General features: G+C 37.7%; 17 protein-coding genes. 5 read left to right on the top strand and 12 right to left on the bottom strand.

Annotation, left to right across the window (positions count from 1 at the left end; genetic code table 11):
• Window positions 1-275: 275 nt before the first annotated feature.
• The 4 genes from DR017_RS06070 to DR017_RS06055 form a co-directional block, all read right to left on the bottom strand.
• Entirely contained in the window at window positions 276-1487 is a 1212-nt protein-coding gene (locus tag DR017_RS06070) for an RsmB/NOP family class I SAM-dependent RNA methyltransferase (protein ID WP_002677186.1), read from the bottom strand.
• A 109-nt stretch (window positions 1488-1596) separates the two neighbouring features.
• A complete protein-coding gene (locus DR017_RS06065; RefSeq protein ID WP_002677177.1) occupies window positions 1597-3207 on the bottom strand; it encodes an OmpP1/FadL family transporter in 1611 nt (536 codons plus the stop codon).
• A 12-nt stretch (window positions 3208-3219) separates the two neighbouring features.
• A complete protein-coding gene (locus DR017_RS06060; protein WP_002677609.1) occupies window positions 3220-4218 on the bottom strand; it encodes a hypothetical protein in 999 nt (332 codons plus the stop codon).
• 88 nt (window positions 4219-4306) lie between these two features.
• Entirely contained in the window at window positions 4307-4612 is a 306-nt protein-coding gene (locus tag DR017_RS06055) for a DUF4286 family protein (protein ID WP_002677510.1), read from the bottom strand.
• Between the two features lie 74 nt (window positions 4613-4686).
• Here DR017_RS06055 and DR017_RS06050 point away from each other — a divergent pair, with 74 nt between their 5' ends.
• Together DR017_RS06050 and DR017_RS06045 are read left to right on the top strand one after the other, a co-directional pair.
• Window positions 4687-4944 carry a hypothetical protein gene (locus DR017_RS06050; RefSeq protein WP_002677593.1) on the top strand — a complete coding sequence of 86 codons (258 nt, stop codon included), beginning with the start codon at window positions 4687-4689 and terminating at the stop codon, window positions 4942-4944.
• 65 nt (window positions 4945-5009) lie between these two features.
• The gene (locus tag DR017_RS06045) at window positions 5010-5987 is read left to right on the top strand and encodes a lytic transglycosylase domain-containing protein (protein WP_002677218.1); all 978 of its coding nucleotides are present in this window, start codon (window positions 5010-5012) and stop codon (window positions 5985-5987) included.
• Between the two features lie 17 nt (window positions 5988-6004).
• Here DR017_RS06045 and murI read toward each other — a convergent pair whose 3' ends face one another.
• From murI to lpdA, 7 genes are all read right to left on the bottom strand, one after another.
• On the bottom strand, window positions 6005-6820 hold the full coding sequence (gene murI, locus DR017_RS06040) for a glutamate racemase (RefSeq protein ID WP_002677407.1): 816 nt from the start codon (window positions 6818-6820) through the stop codon (window positions 6005-6007).
• Between the two features lie 101 nt (window positions 6821-6921).
• Window positions 6922-7455, bottom strand: a complete 534-nt coding sequence (locus tag DR017_RS06035) for an OmpH/Skp family outer membrane protein (protein WP_040360600.1) — start codon at window positions 7453-7455, stop codon at window positions 6922-6924.
• A 36-nt stretch (window positions 7456-7491) separates the two neighbouring features.
• Window positions 7492-8541 carry an OmpH/Skp family outer membrane protein gene (locus tag DR017_RS06030; RefSeq protein WP_040360602.1) on the bottom strand — a complete coding sequence of 350 codons (1050 nt, stop codon included), beginning with the start codon at window positions 8539-8541 and terminating at the stop codon, window positions 7492-7494.
• A 20-nt stretch (window positions 8542-8561) separates the two neighbouring features.
• Window positions 8562-11093, bottom strand: coding sequence for a BamA/OMP85 family outer membrane protein (locus tag DR017_RS06025; RefSeq protein ID WP_002677574.1), 2532 nt, complete (start codon window positions 11091-11093; stop codon window positions 8562-8564).
• 4 nt (window positions 11094-11097) lie between these two features.
• Entirely contained in the window at window positions 11098-11820 is a 723-nt protein-coding gene (gene uppS, locus DR017_RS06020) for an undecaprenyl pyrophosphate synthase (protein ID WP_002677251.1), read from the bottom strand.
• A gap of 10 nt (window positions 11821-11830) precedes the next feature.
• A complete protein-coding gene (porG, locus tag DR017_RS06015; protein ID WP_002677145.1) occupies window positions 11831-12529 on the bottom strand; it encodes a type IX secretion system protein PorG in 699 nt (232 codons plus the stop codon).
• Window positions 12530-12825: 296 nt separating this feature from the next.
• Entirely contained in the window at window positions 12826-14232 is a 1407-nt protein-coding gene (gene lpdA, locus DR017_RS06010; protein WP_002677570.1) for a dihydrolipoyl dehydrogenase, read from the bottom strand.
• Between the two features lie 141 nt (window positions 14233-14373).
• On the opposite strand from lpdA, the gene prmA reads away from it, so the two are divergent.
• The 3 genes from prmA to DR017_RS05995 are packed head-to-tail and all read left to right on the top strand — an operon-like array spanning window position 14374 to window position 17399.
• Window positions 14374-15210: a 50S ribosomal protein L11 methyltransferase gene (gene prmA, locus DR017_RS06005; RefSeq protein WP_002677352.1), complete on the top strand. Its 837-nt coding sequence runs from the start codon at window positions 14374-14376 to the stop codon at window positions 15208-15210.
• The gene (locus DR017_RS06000) at window positions 15210-15896 is read left to right on the top strand and encodes an SMUG2 DNA glycosylase family protein (RefSeq protein WP_002677324.1); all 687 of its coding nucleotides are present in this window, start codon (window positions 15210-15212) and stop codon (window positions 15894-15896) included. Before prmA ends, DR017_RS06000 begins: the two co-directional genes overlap by 1 nt.
• Before the next feature lie 3 nt (window positions 15897-15899).
• Window positions 15900-17399 carry a phytoene desaturase family protein gene (locus DR017_RS05995; RefSeq protein ID WP_002677284.1) on the top strand — a complete coding sequence of 500 codons (1500 nt, stop codon included), beginning with the start codon at window positions 15900-15902 and terminating at the stop codon, window positions 17397-17399.
• Here the strand turns inward: DR017_RS05995 and DR017_RS05990 are convergent.
• Window positions 17363-19426: a M13 family metallopeptidase gene (locus DR017_RS05990; RefSeq protein ID WP_002677149.1), complete on the bottom strand. Its 2064-nt coding sequence runs from the start codon at window positions 19424-19426 to the stop codon at window positions 17363-17365. The genes DR017_RS05995 and DR017_RS05990 overlap by 37 nt on opposite strands.
• Window positions 19427-19483 lie beyond the last annotated feature (57 nt).

The raw sequence follows: 19483 nt of genomic DNA, 5'->3' as shown, positions 1-19483 counted from the left end.
CAATCAGCAAAATATTTTTAATCTCCCACGAATTTCACGAATTTACACGAATTTGGGACTGTATAAAACTCTTCGCTTTATATTATCTCACAAATTTTCACCTTACGGTGAATTATTTTGTGAATATATTGTGATACTTTAAAAGTAATTGATTATCAAGGTAATCAACTTTGCCAAAGGTCGTAACACGACGAACAATTAAAACTTTAGCAAAGTGTAGCGACGCAAAAGGTTTGTAATAGTAAGGCTAATTGCCATTAGCCCCTACAACATACCTAAAAAGCGAGCCTTGCCATATAGAAGCCGTCATAACCTGATTGATGTGCAAATATCACTTCTTCAGCTTCTAAACGAAAATCTTTTCCAGCTTCCGAAGCTAAGAATTTCTCTACTTGTTGGTGGTTTTCACTCGGCAATATAGAACAAGTTGCATAAACGAGTTTGCCTCCTTTCTTGAGTAATTTACTATACTGTTGTAAGATTTCTTGTTGGGTAGCGCGTATCTCGTCTAAAAACTCAGGGCGCAATTTCCATTTGGCATCGGGGTTGCGGCGTAATACTCCCAAACCACTACAAGGAGCATCAATAAGCACACGGTCGGCAGTGCCTTGCATACGCTTGAGTTGTTTGGGATCTATGAGTTTGGTTTCTATGTTGAAAGCCCCATTGCGGCGCGCTCGGCGTTTGAGTTCTTGCAACTTCTGTTCATAGATATCCATTGCAATCACCTGACCTTTGTTTTGCAATAGGTTGGCTATATGGAGTGTTTTGCCTCCTGCCCCTGCACAAGTATCGATTACGCGTTTCACCTTGTCATCTATTTGCATAAAAGGAACAACTTTTTGAGAGGAAGCATCTTGTACCTCAAATAGACCATCGGCAAAGGCTTGGGTTTTAAAGATATTGCCCCGTTCTACTAATTGCAAGGCATTAGGATAGTCTCGCAAAGGATAAGTCTCTATTTTTTCTTGTCGTAGAAACTGTTGCAAACGTTCCAAAGAAGTTTTGAGGGTATTGACACGCAATACTACGGGTGCTAAAGTATTGAGAGCGTGCAGTTCATCTGTCCATAGCGTTTCTCCTAACTCTTTTACGCCTAAAGCATCTAGCCAATCGGGTACTGATTCACGGAATTTTCTAAGTTTAGAAAGTTCATCGAACTTACCTTTAATTCGGCGAGCAGGCGTATCTTCAAAATAGTTACCCCAATCGGGCAAGGTAATACTTTTTAGGGTTGCCCACACGGCAAACATACGGCGCAGGTTATGCACTGTAAAGGGTTCGTGTACTTCGGCAATTTCGGCATAAAGGCGTTTCCAACGCACGATGTCATAAATAGTTTCGGCGATGAAAGCCCTATCGCGAGCACCCCAACGTTTATCTTTTTTGAGTTGTTTTTCAACTACTTTATCGGCGTATTGCCCTTCATTGAAGATAAAGGTAAGCCCCTCTATCACGGCATCTACTAAGTTTCTGTGTAATTTCATTATACTAAAAATGAGACGGCAATTTTTTATTACCGTCTCTTTTTTTGAGGGGAAATTGCAATAATTCGCCCCTACAATATGATACAAAAGTAATTCTAATATTATTTAATTAAAAGAGCTGTGCCGTAAAGGTAAACAAGAAGTTACCATAAGTTGATTTGATCTGTGCGTTATCAGTAAGGACAGTTTCGTACATTTGGTATAGGTTAGTTTGTTTAGCAATATCATAAGAGGCATCTAAACGAATACCACCTAAAGTAACTCCTGCTCCAAACGAATAACCTGTAAGGTCACCTACAGTAGCTATAGCTTTGCGATATGGACTTTGCTCGTAACGATAACCTGCACGGAGACTTACGTAGTTTCTGCTTGCTTCTTGTTCTTTTAACAATTTAAAAGGGATACGGAATTCCCCCCCCACTCGCAAGGAAGAAGTGTCACCTAATTCGTTTTGGATAATAGTATTCTCCGCTTTCATATTGTTACTTCTAAATTTCATATTATCATAGGCTTTATAGGTATAATCTACGCTCAATATTGCTCTTTTTTTGATAATATAAGCTGCACTAGCTGTCCATGCACCAGGAGTACGAAATTTATATTCACGTTCATACCAAATAGGGTCTCCATAACGATTGACTAACTCAACATCATAGTCATACGTACGGGTTGCAATTCCTGAAGTTGCATATAATACTTGGCGTGATTCTTCTTTGAGACTGTACCATGTAGGTGATTGATAACTCACTCCTACTCGCAAGTCATCGGTTATTTTAATTATACTTCCTAACTGTAATGAAATTCCTTCACCTAATGTATTGATATATTGTTTGTGATTAGCATATCGCAATAAAGGATTATTACTTTGAAAATTTTCATCCTTTAAGCTATAAAGTGTTTTTTCATTAATGTTATGTACATTTAAGTTCATTCCCAAGTAAATAAAATCACCTATTTGAGAAGAGAAGTTAAAATTATATTTATTTATATAACCTGAGCGATCTATTCTATAAGTTTCTAAACGTTCTTGATTATAGCCACTAGGTATATAGGTAGTATTAGTAGCTGTAAGTGTTTGAGGGGAAATAACATTTGCCATCAAACCTAAATAAGCCATTTGAGCAGCATAACCTTCTGTACGTCCTAATTTAGCATAGTATTCACCTATTTCCTCTTGCTGATTAGAGTGTCTATAATTATATCCATTAGCAAAAGTGTCAAAGCTGAAAGGATTACCTGCATTACCTTTAGTAGCGTAATACAAAAAATAATCATCTAAGCCTTTGCTATTATAAGCTGAATAAGAAAATTTATCATTATCAAAAGTTTTCACTAATTGATAATTAAATCCAAAACTTATTCTTTTAAAAGTAGGTGATGCATCAGGTAGTGTTAGAACAAGACCAAAGTGATTGAGATTAAAATCATTGTTACTTTGCTTGTGATTTCTATCAAGAAAGGTTATATTTCTTTTTTGGTTATTGTTATTTAAAGAAAAAGAAATTTCACTTGCGCTAAAGACTGCACTTCCTGCAGGATTAATGTTGAAAGCAGAAGGATCACCTCCTAAGGCTCCAAAAGCGCCACTCATTGCTTTAAAACGAGCGGTACCAGTAAGCTCTTCTGTTGTATAACGCAAAGCATCAGTATAATTCTGTGCTTGTATGTTCATTACAAAAAGAAAAGCTACTAAAAGTAATATATGACTAATTTTTTTCATTTGCTAATATTTTTAATCACGGTTAGAACTTCTATACCCCCCTCCTCCACTATTAGAGGAACTACCACTATTATAATTCCCGCCTGAATTACTATTGCCATAATTAGAGCTTCTACCTGAATAGTTAGAATTATTAGATTCATAAGCTCTTCTTAATTCATAGCCTGAAGGGGTGCTATTGTAAGAAGGGGTTTGATTTTGATAAGAGGGTCTATTAGTCTCATTGCCATAGCGATGATTGTAAGAACCTTGTGTTTGTGAACGATTATAAGAACCTCTATCATAATCACTATAACGATTTGGATCACCTCTTCGTCCATCTTCTCTTATGATGGCGCGTCCTCGACTATTACCATAGGAATAGTTTGGTTCATAGTAATAATCTCTTGAACGATAATAGTCGTAATAATATCCATAAGGATAGTAACCATAATAAGGATAATATCCATAATAAGAATAATAGCTATAGTATGGATCATAACCATAGTAAGGATAGTAACCTCCATAGTAGTAGTTATCCCAATAAGGATCGTAATAACTACCCCAACCTAAAGATAGACTCCAACCAGAACGATAAGAACGGTAGTATGGATAAGCGTAATAACCATAGTAAGGATTTGCCCAACCGCGATTGTAGACATTTACATTCACTTGTGAAGGGTTAGAACCCCAACCTCCATAAGAAGAAGTTCCTGAAGCATAGGCATTAGAACGATAGCTATTTACATCAGTAAAATGAGTAAAACTACTATCTACTGTAGGATTTTCATACTGTTTGGCTTTATCCCTAAAATAGCTATTGTAACCATTATCAGCATAACGATTTTCGGGTTGATAATCATAACGTTGAGGAGGCATTTCTCTCTCTACATAACGTGGCCTTTCGGGCACGGGGTCATTATAAATGCCATCGGCGTAGTAGTAGCCGACGCAAGAAGTGAATGTGAATGAAACTACGATTGCCAAGACAAGTTGTTTCATTACACTTGTAAGTTTTGCATTCTTTTTCATAGTCATTTTTATTTTAGTTAATAGCAATGAGTTAATAGTTGATAGCTAATAGTCATAAATCAATTTTTATGCCAAATTCTTTTCTCATCTAGTCTTGAGTTTTCACTTCTTTGAGCTGAGTTCCCCAAAAAAGCACTTTCTCTCCAAAAGTTTCAGCGGCTTGTTGTAAAAGTTGAGGGATAGTATTTTCAATAAAATGCAATAAATGAGAAGGAGAAGAGGTTTCGCAATGTACTGCATAATGTTTTTCGGGAGCGTCTAACAATTTGAATACTCGTACTTTTTCTATAGTTCCTGATGTTTTTACTATTGGTAAATAAACAGATTGCAGCCAGTTCTGCCAAAGTAAAAACACTTCATCACTCACTACCATCGTTAAATTGTATACGTACATAACTGATTTATTTTTTGCAAAGATAAGAATTAATTTGTAACTTTGCCCGCAAATCATCAATAAATTAAAAACGTATGGCAAGCATTCGCATTTTAAAAAAAGAGATCAACTATGTGTTGGGAGATATCATTGACGCTGTGTATTTCACTGGCAAAATGGAAACCAAAGAGGGCAAAGCTCTTGTAGGAGAAATCCTAAATGATTTTGACTCACTTATTGATAAAGTAGCTGATAAATCAGTAGAAAACAGAGGCGCTCATCTCAAACAAGTAAGAAAAGAGTTTGAAGAAAAAGCAGGTGCCTTGATTGGGAAACTCAACGCCTTAGCGTAATTTCACTTTGCTAAAGTCGTACTCCGCCTTTAGCAAAGTTTTTTAATAACAAAAAGAAAACAATAATGAAAAAAACATTACAATACATTCTTATCAGTGGTGGTGTAGTACTGCTTTCAGGGTTCTTAGTAAACGCTATGTCAGTTAAGAAAGAAGACCTCAATATTTTTGAACAAACTGAAGCTGAACTAACTGAGAATCCTCTTGCTAGTGAAGAAACTTCTTCTAATCACAAAGATGATTTTTTTGATAACTACAGAACATACGCTATTGACCTACCTGAAAAATTAGATTTTGCAGGTGAAAAAGTACCTATGGATGACCCTGATGTATACGAACGATTAGACAGAGAATTTCTCGTGAATGTTTATTGGCAGTCTAACAGTTTGTTGCTATTCAAACGCGCTAACAAATATTTCCCCATCATAGAACCTATACTCAAACGCAACAATATTCCTGACGATTTTAAATATTTAGCTGTTATAGAAAGCGGGCTCACCAATGCTGTATCGCCTTCAGGAGCTAGTGGTTTTTGGCAGTTTATGAAAGCTGCTGCTCAAGAGTACAGTTTAGAAGTAAGCGACCAAGTTGATGAACGTTATCACTTAGAAAAAGCAACGCAAGCTGCTTGTGATTACCTAAATAAAGCCAAACGTAGCACAGGTTCATGGACAATGGCAGCAGCTGCCTACAACGCTGGTGTAGCAGGAATGAACAAACAGACTACTTTTCAGCAAACAAACAACTACTACGATTTGTACCTAAACAGTGAAACTTCGCGTTATGTATTCCGTATTTTGGCTGTAAAAGAAATAATGAAGCACCCTAAAAAGTATGGATTTATCTTCGATAAAAAGCACTTGTACAACGAATTACCTACTTATAATGTAATGGTAGATAGCACCATAGAAAATCTTAGTGATTTTGCTAAAAGTCAAAATATCACTTACAAAGAGTTAAAAAATTACAATCCTTGGCTACGTGATAGGAAACTTGACAACAAAGATAGTAAAACCTATTACATCAGGATTCCTAAAAAATAGGAATTAGGAGTTAGGAGCTAGAAATTAGAAATTTGTAAGTTTTCTAATCTTTTTTCTTTGGGGGCAAATTGTTTTAACACTTCTGTATTACCATTGGCAAGCCAAATGTGACTGGGTGTCATACTTGTATCTTCGTTGAGCAAATGGTGTTGTAATAGTATATTTCTCGTTTGTTTAGCAACGGCATAGCCCGAATCTATGACTTTGATACGGGCAGGAATGAGTTGTTGTATCTGAGGCAATAAATAGGGATAATGGGTACAGCCTAATACTAAATAATCAATACCTAAGGCGACCATTGGCAAAAGATGATGACGCAATAGTTGGGTCATTTCGGGACTTTCTATACGTCCTGCTTCTATAAGATCTACTAGCCCCTCACCTACTTGTTCTATAATTTCCACTTGCTCCTCTTGTTTGAGGTGCTCACTTGTTTTAGCAAAAAGATCACTTGCAAGTGTACTCCGAGTGGCTAAAACACCTATTTTCTTAGTTACACTCTGTAAGCTCGCCGGTTTGATAGCAGGTTCGATACCAATAAAAGGCACATCCTTATACTTATTCCTCAAATAAGAAATAGCATTAGTAGTACCTGTATTGCAAGCTACTACTATAATTTTAGCTTTTTGAGCCAACAAAAATTGAGTATTGGCATCACAGAGAGTTATAATCTCTTCCTTTGTTTTTTCTCCATAGGGAGCATTCTTATTATCAGCTAAAAAAAGAGTACTCTCATTAGGCATTAGGGCATTAATTTCCTTCCAAATAGTAGTTCCTCCTACCCCCGAATCAAATAGACCTATAGGAGCTGTAGAGAATGTAACATCACTCATTTTTCTATTATCTTATTTTGATGGTGCAAAAATAAAAAAAAGTGTTCACATAGCGAACACTTTTTGTAAATAAACCATTTTGTAATATGTGTAGTTTTCAATTAGAAACCTAATTTCTTTTTTACAGTGCCATAGAGGTCTTCACCTGTAGCAACAATCACACTTGAACCCGCACTTGAATCTAATACGTATTGCAAGCCTTTTTCTTTAGCAATATTTTCGATAGCAGTTTTTACTTTTTTAAGCAAAGGCTCTACGAGTTCTTGTTGTTTTTTTTGCAAACTTTCAGCAGCTGTTTGTTGAGTTTTACGGATATTTTCTTCCATTGTTTTTATTTCCTCAGATTTTTTAAGGAACTCAGCTTCTCTCGATTTTCTTTGAGCTTCAGAAAGTGCTGCGTACTCATTATCATATTTTTGAGCTTTAGCTTGCAATTCTTTGATGGCAGCTTGAATGTCGTTCATATAGCCTTGCTCCATTTTTTTCAACTGGGCTTCTATAGATTTTCTTTCAGGCATTTCTTCCAAAAGTTTTTGCACATCTATATGGGCAACTTTCACCTGTGCAGTGAGCATTGTTGTAGCTCCAAAAAAGAGAGCCAATGCAATCATCAATGTTCTAATGTTTCTCATCATCTTTGTTTGTAATATTAGTTATTTTAAAATTTTTACTTAGTTTGTTGTGCGAGTTTGTGTTCCCGCTTCTTGTTGTTTTTGCAAGCGTTCTGCTTGTTCTTTTTCACGTTGAGCTTTTAAAGCTTCACGTTCTTGCTGAGCTTTTTGAATGCGCTCGGCTTGTTCTTTTTCACGCTGAGCTTTTAAAGCTTCACGTTCTTGCTGCATTTTCTGTACGCGTTCCGCTTGTTCTTTTTCGCGTTGAGCTTTTAAGGTCTCACGTTCTTGTTGCATTTTCTGCACGCGTTCTGCTTGTTCTTTTTCGCGTTGTGCTTTCAAAGTTTCGCGTTCTTGCTGAGCTTTTTGTTGACGTTCTGCTTGTTCTTTAGCACGTTGGGCTCTGAAGTTTTCACGCTGTTGCTTCATTTCTTCTGTTTTGCGCAAACGTTCTTGTTCATATTGCACTCGGCGTTCTTCACGTGCTTTTTCGGCTTCTTTGCGTTTTTTCACACGCTCTTCCACAAACTCAAAATCGTAACTTTCTTTTAAGAGCTCTGCCATATCTTTATTGCGATCGGCAGCATTATCTTTTTTCTTCAAGGCACGAAGTACTACCTTACTAAGGTTGTGTTGCTCGTTAGAAAACAACATTGTCGCATCACTTTTTTCAAAAATAAAGTCATACTTGCGCAATTTACCTATCTCTTGCACTATGTTGAACACTTGGTCTTGAATAGGCTTGGCGAGCAAAAACTTTTGATTGATGTACTCTCCATCTTTAGCATCAAACTTTTGCTGTTTGTAAGCATTGAGGTTGTACTCCATCAAAGCGATTTCCTCTTCCTTATCTTTTATCAATTCAGGAGTAAGTAATGCTTTTTCAGCCTCTAACTTATCTTTTTCAGCTTGTATTTTAGTCAGGCGTTTTTCTATCTCTGCTTGCCATTGTTCTACTTGCAATGCAAACTGCTGGTTTGCTACTTTGTAGTCTTCCAAATTAGCCAAAATATAGTCCATATCCACATAGCCTATACGGGAAGGCTTCTGTGCAAATGAAAGTGTTATTGTTGCCAATAGCACTGCAAAAAGAACTGATAACTTTTTCATAGAAAATATCGTGCCAAAAATTAGAATTGTTGTCCAAAAATGAAATGAGTTTGCCAACCACTGCGGTTTGTACTATTAGCTGGATTATCAAATCCATAACCAAAATCAATACCCAACATACCAAATTGTGGCATAAAGAGTCTCAAGCCTAAACCTGCTGAACGCTTAAGTTGGAAAGGATTGAAGTTTGAGAATCCATCGTGTACATTTCCTCCTTCGGCGAATGCCAAACCATAGATAGAAGCCATAGGTTTGAGAGTGATAGGGTAACGCAACTCCAATGAGAATTTATTGAATATAGTTTCTCCACTATCTGAAGATAATCCGTAGTTCTCATAACCACGCATTTGTATGTTTTCACGACCATCCATATTGTAATAACCTAATCCATCACCTCCCATAAAGAATCGTTCAAAAGGTACTATACCGCGATTGTTGTTATAAGCCCCGAGATACCCAAAGTCGGCTCCAAATTTCAACACAAACTTGCTGTACAAATTAGTATACCAAGCTGAAGTGAATTTGAATTTATAGAATTCTAACCAACGGAAGCGTTCTTGGTCTATAGAAGCTATTTTGTCGCTATCGTTATTCGCAATAGCTTGTGTACGATCCTCTAACAACTTAGCGTAATTCACTCCATTAAACAAAGAATAAGGAGGGGTAACCTTTGCGCTGATAGTAAAACTACTACCCGTCATTGGATAGATAGGGTTAGGTCCGCTAGAATTACGCGATAGAGCAATAGTGTAAGCAAAAGAGTTAGATGAACCATCTTTGAAAGTAAAGAGCCCTAAATTAGGATAATCTTTCAAATCGTAGTGTTTATAGGTGAGTGTGTGAGCGATTTGGAAATAGTCATCTGGAACTCTAAGACGTTTTGCTAATCCTAAACTAAACTCAGTGATATATACACGGCGGCTTTTATCTACATCATAACTTCTATAGCTATAACCAAATTGTTCAGTACGGCTAAATGATACTGAGAACTGTACTGGCTGTTTGCCTCCCATCCAAGGTTCGGCAAATGAGAATCCATAAGTGCGATAGTATCTACTCACTTGCAAGCTGAGTGATAAACTTTGTCCGTCACCCATAGGTACAGGACGATAAGCCTTTCTATTGAATATATTTTTGATAGAGAAGTTGTTGAACGATAAAGCTACCGTTCCAATAAAAGAACCTCCTCCATAACCACCTTGTAATTGTACCTGACTTGAACCTGTTTCGGTAAGGTTATACTCTATATCTACTGTTCCTGCATTAGGATCGGCATTTTTGAAATCAGGATTGATATTTTGAGCATCAAAGAGTTGTAATTGACCTAATTCACGCACAGTACGCACTACGGCATCTTTACTATATAGGTAACCAGGACGAGTACGCAATTCACGATAAATTACATAGTCGTTTGTTTTTTCGTTACCTTTTACTGTTATTTTATTGAAATATGCAGGTTTTCCTTCTACAATGCGTATTTCAAAATTGATAGTATCGTTCACCACTGAAGTTTCTACAGGATGTACTTGAGAGAAAAGATAACCACTATTTTGGTACAAGTTGGTAATATCTTCAGCATCGGGTTTGGTATTGTCTTGCACACGTTTTTTGAGCAATACTCCATTATACACATCCCCTTTTTTAATGCCTAAAATTTGATTGAGTACGCGGTCGTTGTAAACTGAGTTCCCCAAAAAGCGGATATCACCAAAATAATAACGTTTGCCCTCTTCTACAGCAATATTTAAACTTACATTACCATCTTTTTCTTTGATGAGAGAATCACTTACCACACGAGCATCTCGATAACCTTTTTCCTTATAGAAATCAATCAGATTTGTAAGATCTTCCTCATAGTTCTTTTTCACATACTTAGAGCGTTTCCAAAAGCGACCAAACTGTATTTGTTTGGTTTTTTTGAGTTTTTTACGCAATTTGGCTGAACTGAACTGCTGGTTACCTTCAAAAACTATTTTATCTACTTTTACCTTACTACCTTTATCAATATGGATAAGCATATCCACTCCGTTTGCATCGGTAGTATCTACCTTAGTATCAATAGTTACTTTAGTATTTAGATAGCCATCTTTTCGGTATTTATTGGTGATATAGTTTCGGGTATTAGCAATCAAACTCTCATTCACTTTTGCACCTTTCTTAATATCGGCATCTTTGAGGAGGGTTTCACCTTTTTTCTGTCCAATACCTGATACTTTTACATTTACAAGGGAAGGAGTTTCTTTAATGGCTAATTCTAAAAATACTGTATCACCCTCTACCCTTTTGATATAGATATTGATATCGCTAAACAACTTATAACTCCATAATTTATGGATAATCGCACTGAATTTCTCACTAGGGATTTCAATTACATCTCCTACCTTCAAACCAGAAGTAGTGAGGATCGTTTGTTCGTTATAACGTTTGGCACCAGTAACTTCGATGCCGCCTATGGTGTATTTTTTTCCTTGTCCTAATGATATTCTTTCTTCTTGTGCATTCACAAGGCTTACCAAAGCCAAAAAGGCGAGTAATATAATTTTTTTCAGCATAGTTTTACGTAAGTTGTTCGCTTGTTTTTCCAAATCGTCTTTCTCTATTTTGATAATTGAGGAGAGCATCCTCTAAGTGTTTTTTTGTAAAATCTGGCCATAGTACCTCAGCAAAATAGAGTTCGGCATAGGCTATTTGCCATAACAAAAAGTTACTAATACGATATTCTCCACTGGTGCGGATGAGCAAATCTACATCGGGCAAATTATTAGTGTACAAATGTTGTTGTAGTGTTTGCTCAGTGATAGCATCGGCAGTTAATTCGCCGTCTTTCACCTTAGTAGCAATCTGTTTTACAGCGGTAAGCAATTCCTCTCGCGACCCATAGCTAAGGGCTAAAGTGAGGGTAACTCCGGTGTTGTGTTTTAGTTTATCAATAGTAGCGAGCAATGTTTCACGAGCTTTGGGTGGAAAGCGGTCTAAATTGCCTATAGTGTTCAATTTCACATTGTTTTTCAGCAAACTATCCACCTCTTTTTTTAAGAACTTCACTAATAATTCCATCAAGGCTTTTACTTCTAAAGCAGGACGATTCCAGTTTTCAGTAGAAAAAGCGTACAAGGTAAGATAAGGAATTTTGTGTTCTACACAATATTCGACTACCTGCCTTACAGTTTGTACTCCTTTTTCGTGACCAAAAGCCCTGAGCAAACCTTGTTTTTTTGCCCAGCGCCCATTGCCGTCCATTATAATAGCCAAGTGTTTCGGGTATTTGGTTATTTCCATTTAAATTTCACTAATTTCTACAATAACAAGGCCATTCTCCAAAAGTGTAAGTAAGTGTAAGTCCAGAAAGGGTATACCAATCATAACTTCTACCTATATTACCAAATATAAAAGGACGGTTTTTAGGAGCTGTACCATCTAAATTATTAGTAAAGGTAAAATGAAACATCACCTCACCTGCCAAAACCAATCGGTTTGTAATTTTAGCTTTTACACCAAAAGCTACAGGGACTGCAAAGTCGAAATCTCGTCGAGAAGTATCGATAGCATCTGTAGGTTTAGGATAAGCGGGATCAAAATACAAATCGTCATGCCAAAAGCCTGTAATACCTCCGAAAATATAAGGTGTAATAGGACGATCGAGCAAATTTTTGATTTTGTAGCTAAAGAAATGCCACTCAACTCCTGCGGTCATATCAGTAACATCTGTACGGAAAGAAAACTGACGATTGCGTTTTCCTGGTATATCCGATTGTGCATCATTACCGCTGAGGGCAGTTTTAGTTATCTGCACACGAGCAGACATACGTTCGTGGAAGTTCCATTTGAACAATCCACCAAAAGCAAACTCGTTAGGGTACACGTAGTGAGTGCGACCAATATCAGCAATGGGGTTACTTCCTCCTAAGAAGACACCTAACTCATATCGCTGTGCTGAGGCGAATTGCGCCACTAATACTATAAATAGGATGTGTAATTTTTTGTACATATATACTATTCTATGCAAGGCGCAAATATAGGTGTTTTATATGACATAACACTCATTATTTGTTATTTTTTATTTTATTTAACATTTCTACTTTTCTGAAAAATGTAGTTATTAAGCTGATTTTTAATCATATATAAAACAAATCACTCCTCCACAAAAAAATCGCACTATAAGGATGTATCCACCAAGATTGTGCCAAAATAGCAAAATTGGTATATAAAAATAACTTTGCCAAAGGTCATAGCATTACAAGCAATTAGTTTTGGCAAAGTTTTGTTAGTTATTAACCATCTGATTTATGCGTGAATAGCACGATTTTCGGTTGCTGCTAAGGCAGCTTCTTTTACAGCCTCGGTGAAAGTAGGGTGTGCGTGGCAAATACGAGCAATATCTTCAGCGCTAGCACGAAACTCCATAGCTGTAACAGCTTCTGCTATCATATCGGCTGCACGAGCTCCAATGATATGCACTCCTAACACTTCATCAGTTTGAGTATCAGCTAAAATCTTGACAAAGCCATCGGTATCCATACTGGCACGAGCACGCCCCAAAGCACGAAAAGCAAACTGACCTACTTTATAAGCAACTCCATCGGCTTTGAGTTGTTCTTCAGATTTTCCTACTGAGGCAACTTCAGGCCACGTATAAACCACCCCTGGTATGAGATTATAGTTGATATGAGGTTTTTGTCCGGCGAGTTGTTCCACTACCAATACCCCCTCTTCTTCAGCTTTATGAGCGAGCATAGCCCCTCGTACCACATCGCCTATAGCATAGATATTAGGCACATTAGTTTGCAAGTGATCGTTTACTACTACCCTACCCCGTTCGTCTTTTTGTACGCCAGCAGCTTCAAGATTAAGCTCACGAGTATAAGGAAGACGACCGACGGCTACCAAGCAGTAATCACCTTCTAAACTAATAGTTTCCCCTTTAGGAGAGATTGCTTTTACAGTTACTATATTACCGTCGCGAGTAACTTCGGTTACTTTATGGCTTGTATAGATGTTAAAACCTTGTTTTTTAAGCACTTTAGTGAGTTCACGCCCTAAACCTCTATCCATTGTAGGGATAATACTATCGGTGTATTCGACTACTGATACTTTAGCCCCAAGGCGGCTGTACACTTGTCCTAATTCCAAACCTATCACCCCACCCCCTATTACGATAAGGTGTTTAGGTACTTCTTTAAGTTTGAGAGCTTCGGTAGAGGTAATCACACGTTCTTTATCAAGTTTGATAAAAGGTAAAGTTGCAGGTTTAGAGCCTGTAGCGATGATGGTATATTTTGTTGTTATAGTTTCGGAAGTTCCATCTGAAGCTGTTATTTTTAGTTCCGTAGGTGATTCAAAACTACCAACTCCTGTAAAAACATCAACTTTATTTTTTTCCATCAAGAATTTCACTCCTGCACAGGTCTGTTCTACCACAGTAGCCTTGCGATCTATCATTTTCTCTAAGCTAAATTTTACCTCTCCAGCAATTTCGATGCCGTGAGCCTCAAGATGTTGTGTTACTTCCTCGTAATGATGAGAGGAATCGAGTAGGGCTTTAGATGGAATACAACCTACATTGAGGCAAGTACCTCCCAGAGTATTGTACTTTTCTATAAGGGCAGTTTTGAAGCCCAATTGTCCAGCGCGAATAGCAGCCACATAGCCTCCTGGACCTGAACCAATGATTACAATGTCGTACATTTTCATAATAGTTACTATTTAATTGTCAATCTGTTTTTTCAATTCTATTGTACACCCCGCAAAGATATAACTTTTTTCTTATTTATCACTTTCTTTTTGCAATTATTTCTTATTTTTGCGCTCTAAATAGATTTTACCCTTCATTAAATGAATTACATAGAATACACTTTTACCATTACCCCTATAGGTATTGCTTCTGAAATATTAGTTGCTGAACTCGCTGAAGTAGGCTTTGAGAGTTTTGTAGACACTGAAACTGGTTTGCAAGCTTATATACAAGAACCTCTTTGGAATGCTAATATACTCTCTGACATACAAATACTTCATAGCGAGGAGTTCCAAATTACCTACACATATCAAACTATTGAACAGGTGAATTGGAATGAGGAATGGGAAAAACACTTTGAGCCTATCACGGTAGATGATAAGTGTACTGTACGCGCTACCTTCCACCCAGAAGCACATACCCCTTATGAGATTGTAATTGACCCTAAGATGAGTTTTGGCACTGGACATCACGAGACTACTTATATGATGTTGCAATTCCTTCTAAAGGAAGAGCTCAAAGGCAAAAAAGTGCTCGATATGGGTTGTGGCACGAGCGTACTCGCTATTATGGCAGCCAAACGCGGTGCTACTGAGGTACTCGCCATTGATGTAGACGAATGGTGTGTAGAGAACTCTATAGAAAACGTAGAACGCAATGGTTGTAAGCACATCAAAGTAGAGCTGGGAGATGCTTCTTCATTGGCTGATGAAAAGGATTTTGACCTTATTATTGCGAATATCAACCGCAATATTCTCTTGAACGATATACCGCAGTATGTGCCAGCTCTCAAAGCAGGAGGTACCCTCTTGCTCAGTGGTTTTTACAAGGAAGATATACCTCTTATCCGCGAAAAAGCAGCAACATACGGTTTGCAATACATCGAGAACTTAGAGCGCAACAATTGGGTAGCGGTGAAATTCAAAAAACAAGCCTAATGAATACTTTTGCCGATAGAGTTATTAATTTCAACACACATTTAGCGTACAACCAATCCTTGCCTAAGGGTTTTGATGTGCTAAATCCTTATATGGATAATCCTGAAACTATGGAGGTAATGCGTGCTTTTTACCACAAATTCTACAACGATAACCGCCAGCGGAAATTCATTATAGGTATCAATCCCAGCCGACACGGTGCAGGAGTTACTGGTGTTCCTTTTACTGATACCAAGCGATTAGAAAGTGAGTGTGGTATTGCAATGAAGTCAGCGCATACACACGAAATATCATCTGTTTTTATGTATGATATGATACAGCAATATGGCGGAGTAGCTAAATTCTACAATGATTTTTATATCAACTCTCCTTTCCCTTTGGCTATTGTGCGAAAAGCCTCTGACGGCAAGTGGCTCAATGCTAATTATTACGATGAGGAGGTACTTTTTAAGTCAGTAAAGGACTATATGATAGCAACTCTCAAAAAGCACATCGCCTTAGGAGTAGATACTCAAAAGGTATTTGTGTTAGGTAAAAAGAACGCTACTTTCTTACAAAAATTGAATAAAGAAGCTACTTTATTTGGTGAAATGGTAGTATTAGAGCACCCTCGCTTTATTCAACAGTATAAATCAAAAGAAAAACAGTTGTATATCGATAAGTTTTTGACGAGTTTTGGAATATAGACAATGAAGCAATACGATGTTTTGGTGATAGGTAGCGGACTTTCGGGGCTCTTTTCGGCTTTGCTCTTGGCTAAAGCAGGAAAGAAAGTGTGCGTGTTGGAGAAAAACCAGCAGTACGGAGGTAATTTGCAGACTTTTGTGCGCAATAATACCCTGTTTGATACAGGAGTGCATTACATAGGAAGTCTCGCAGAAGGTCAGGTACTATATGAGTATTTTAAAGATGTGGGTATTGCCGCTCATCTTTCCTTAGAACGTCTTGACATAAACGGCTACGACCGCATTTGTTTTGGCGATACACCTAACATAATATATCCTCACGCTCAGGGGTATGAGAACTTTGTAAAACAACTCCTCTCCTATTTCCCTAATGAAAAGAAAGCCTTAGAAGAGTACGCCCACACAATGCAATCTATTTGCGATAAGTTTCCTCTCTACCACCATAAACAAGCAGTAGCCGATTACGATGTACATACACTTTCCTTAAAACTCTTAGATTTCCTTAATAGTATTACCAATAATGAACGACTCAAAGCCGTGCTATTGGGCTCTAACTTTCTCTATGGAGGCGCTGATGAGCAGACACCTTTATACGTACACGCACTTTCGATTAATTCGTATATAGAAAGTGCGTGGCGACTCACACAAGGAGGTAGCCAAATCACTGACTTGCTCATTGAAAAACTACGCCAGTACGGTGCTGACCTTTTCAACCAAAGAGAGGTCATAGGATTTGAATACAGTGAGGGGAATAGTATCAACACAGTACTCACCAAGCAAGGAGAGCGGTTTACTGCAAAACAAATCATCTCGGCTATAGATGTAAAGCAACTACTCAACATCACAGGCAAAACACCTTTTAAGCCTTCTTTTTGCAAACGCGTGCAGGGCTTACAACCTACAGTTGCTGCCTTTTCATTGCATTTGGTACTCAAACCAAATGCTTTTCGCTACTTGCCTTATAATGTGTATTGGTTTAAGAATAATAACAGTGTTTACCATGCTACTAATTACCCTACTAACGACTTCCCGATTTCGTATATGCTCTCTATGAATCCACCAAAGGACAGCAGGGAGTATACTAATAATGTTACTATCCTTACCTATATGAACACCAATGAATTGCATCGCTGGCAAGATAGTTTTACTACTAACACTGAGGGTAACCCAAGAGGCAACCAATATGAAGTTTTCAAGCAACAACGCGCTATGGATTTATTAGATGTAGTTGCTCAACAATTTCCTACACTCAAAAGTGCTATTGCTCATTACTACACCTCTACCCCACTTACTTACCGCGATTATATAGGCAACCCCACGGGAGCATTGTACGGCTACAAAAAAAACGCTAACCATATAATAGAAAGCGTTTTTATGCCACAAACTCACATCAAGAATTTGTATGTTACAGGGCAGAGTGTTGCAATGCACGGATTAGTAGGTGTTACTATCAGTGCGGTGCTCACCTACCAAATTTTGACGCGGTCTTCAGGTTTTTTATAGAGTTTATCACCTTCTTTTACATCAAAGGCTTTATACCAAGCATCTACATTCACAAGCGGACCGAATGAACGGAAATATCCTGGACTGTGAGGGTCGGTTTTTACTTGATTTGTAAGGTATTTATCAGTAGAAAGCGTACGCCATACAGTACCCCAAGAGATAAAGAAACGTTGATCTTGAGTGAAGTTGCTTATTTTATCTACATTGCCTTTGTCCTTTAAGTACATTTGCAAAGCATCAAAAGCGATATTCACCCCACCGAGGTCGGCTATGTTTTCACCACTGGTGAAAGTACCATTTACAAATACACCTTTTACAGGTTCGTATTGGTCGTATTGTTTAGCAAGGGCTTTGGTAGCGTTCTCAAAGTTCTTTTTATCTTCAGGAGTCCACCAATTTTTTAGATTACCATCACCGTCAAATTCAGCACCACTATCGTCAAATCCGTGTGTCATTTCGTGACCTATTACAGCACCAATACCACCGAAGTTCACCGCAGGGTCGGCTTCAAAATTAAAGAAAGGAGGTTGTAAGATAGCCGCAGGGAACACAATTTCATTATACAACGGATTGTAATACGCATTCACTGTTTGAGGCGACATACCCCATTTAGTTTTATCTACAGGCTTGCCTACTTTTTCCAAACTCTTTTGGTAAGCCCATTCACTCACGCGTTGCAAGTTAGCAAAATACACCGTTTTAGCAGCCGGTTCAATGGTCAATTTAGAGTAGTCTTCCCATTTATCAGGGTAACCTACTTTCACTGTAAATTTATTCAGTTTAGCCAAAGCCTTTTCTTTAGTAGCATCTGACATCCAAGTTACATCTTTGATATGCTGTGCAAAGCTCTTTTTGAGATAGTCTACCAAAGTAACCATTTCTTCTTTAGCTTTAGGTGGAAAATACTTTTCTACATACAATTTACCAAAGGCTTCACCCAAAATACCATTGATAACGCTTAGAGCGCGTTTGTTCATCGGACGTTGTTCTTGTTGTCCTTGTAACTCTTTGCTATAGAAGTTAAAAGAAAGCTCATCGAGTTCTTTGGTAAGGTTGCTCGCATTATCAGCTACTAATTGATATTTGAGATAATCTTTGATAAGAGGCAAGTTCTTTTCGTTGATAAACTTATCGTATTGTTTGTACAAACGAATTTCAGAAACAACCACTTTATCAGTGTTCACCCCTACGTTTTTAAGAAGTTGAGGCAAGTTTATATTCTTCACCAACTTGCTGAGCTCAGCCATTGTTTGAGGGTTGTAGCTAAGATTAGGATTGCGATCTTCCTCATTGGTGAGCATTAGTTTGGCTATAGAGCGCTCAAAATCTACCATTTGTTTAGCTTTTTCAGCTGCTTTATCGTCTTTGAGCACTTTGAAGATAGCCATTACATAATCTTGATACTTTTGTAAAGCCTCAGTATTCTCCTTGTTGTCTTTTTGATAGTAATCGCGCCCCATACCGATACTAAAGTTACCGAGATACACAGTATTCATATTAGAATCTTTCATATCGGCATATACACCCCAAGCACAAATAGGGTTTTCACCCTCAGGGGTTACCTCTTCTAGATATTTTTGAAGATCTGCAAGAGTTTTGATATTATCAATTTTAGTAAGAAGTCCCTCAATAGGTTTGAGCCCTTCGGCATCGCGTTTTTTCCAATCGATAAACGATTCATAGAGGTCTTTTATTTTCTGACCTTCAGTACCTTGAGCAAAGTTTTCTTTGAGGAGGTTATCCAAGATAAGCAAGCAATTCTCATCGGTTTTCTCACGGAGGATATGAAAAGAGCCCCACGTAGGTTTATCAGCTGGTATTTTGGCAGTTTTAGCCCAAGTGCCGTTCACATAATTGTAGAAATCATCTTGCGGACGCACCGTAGTGTCCATTTCAGCAAGGGAAAGCCCCTTGTCAGCATTTTTGTCTGTCATTGCATTTTCTGATTTTTTGTTATTTCCGCCACAAGCCACGATGAGTGCTGCCGACGAAAACAACAGTGCGGTTTTTACTGTTTTTCTCATCATCTTGTATAATGTTTTTGTTTAATGAAGCAAAGATAAAAAATAATTAGCAAATAACAA

The organism is Capnocytophaga sputigena (assembly GCF_900446695.1).
Lineage (GTDB): Bacteria > Bacteroidota > Bacteroidia > Flavobacteriales > Flavobacteriaceae > Capnocytophaga > Capnocytophaga sputigena.
Note: the sequence above shows the minus strand (reverse complement) of the source record. Positions and strands in the feature narration are given on the sequence as shown.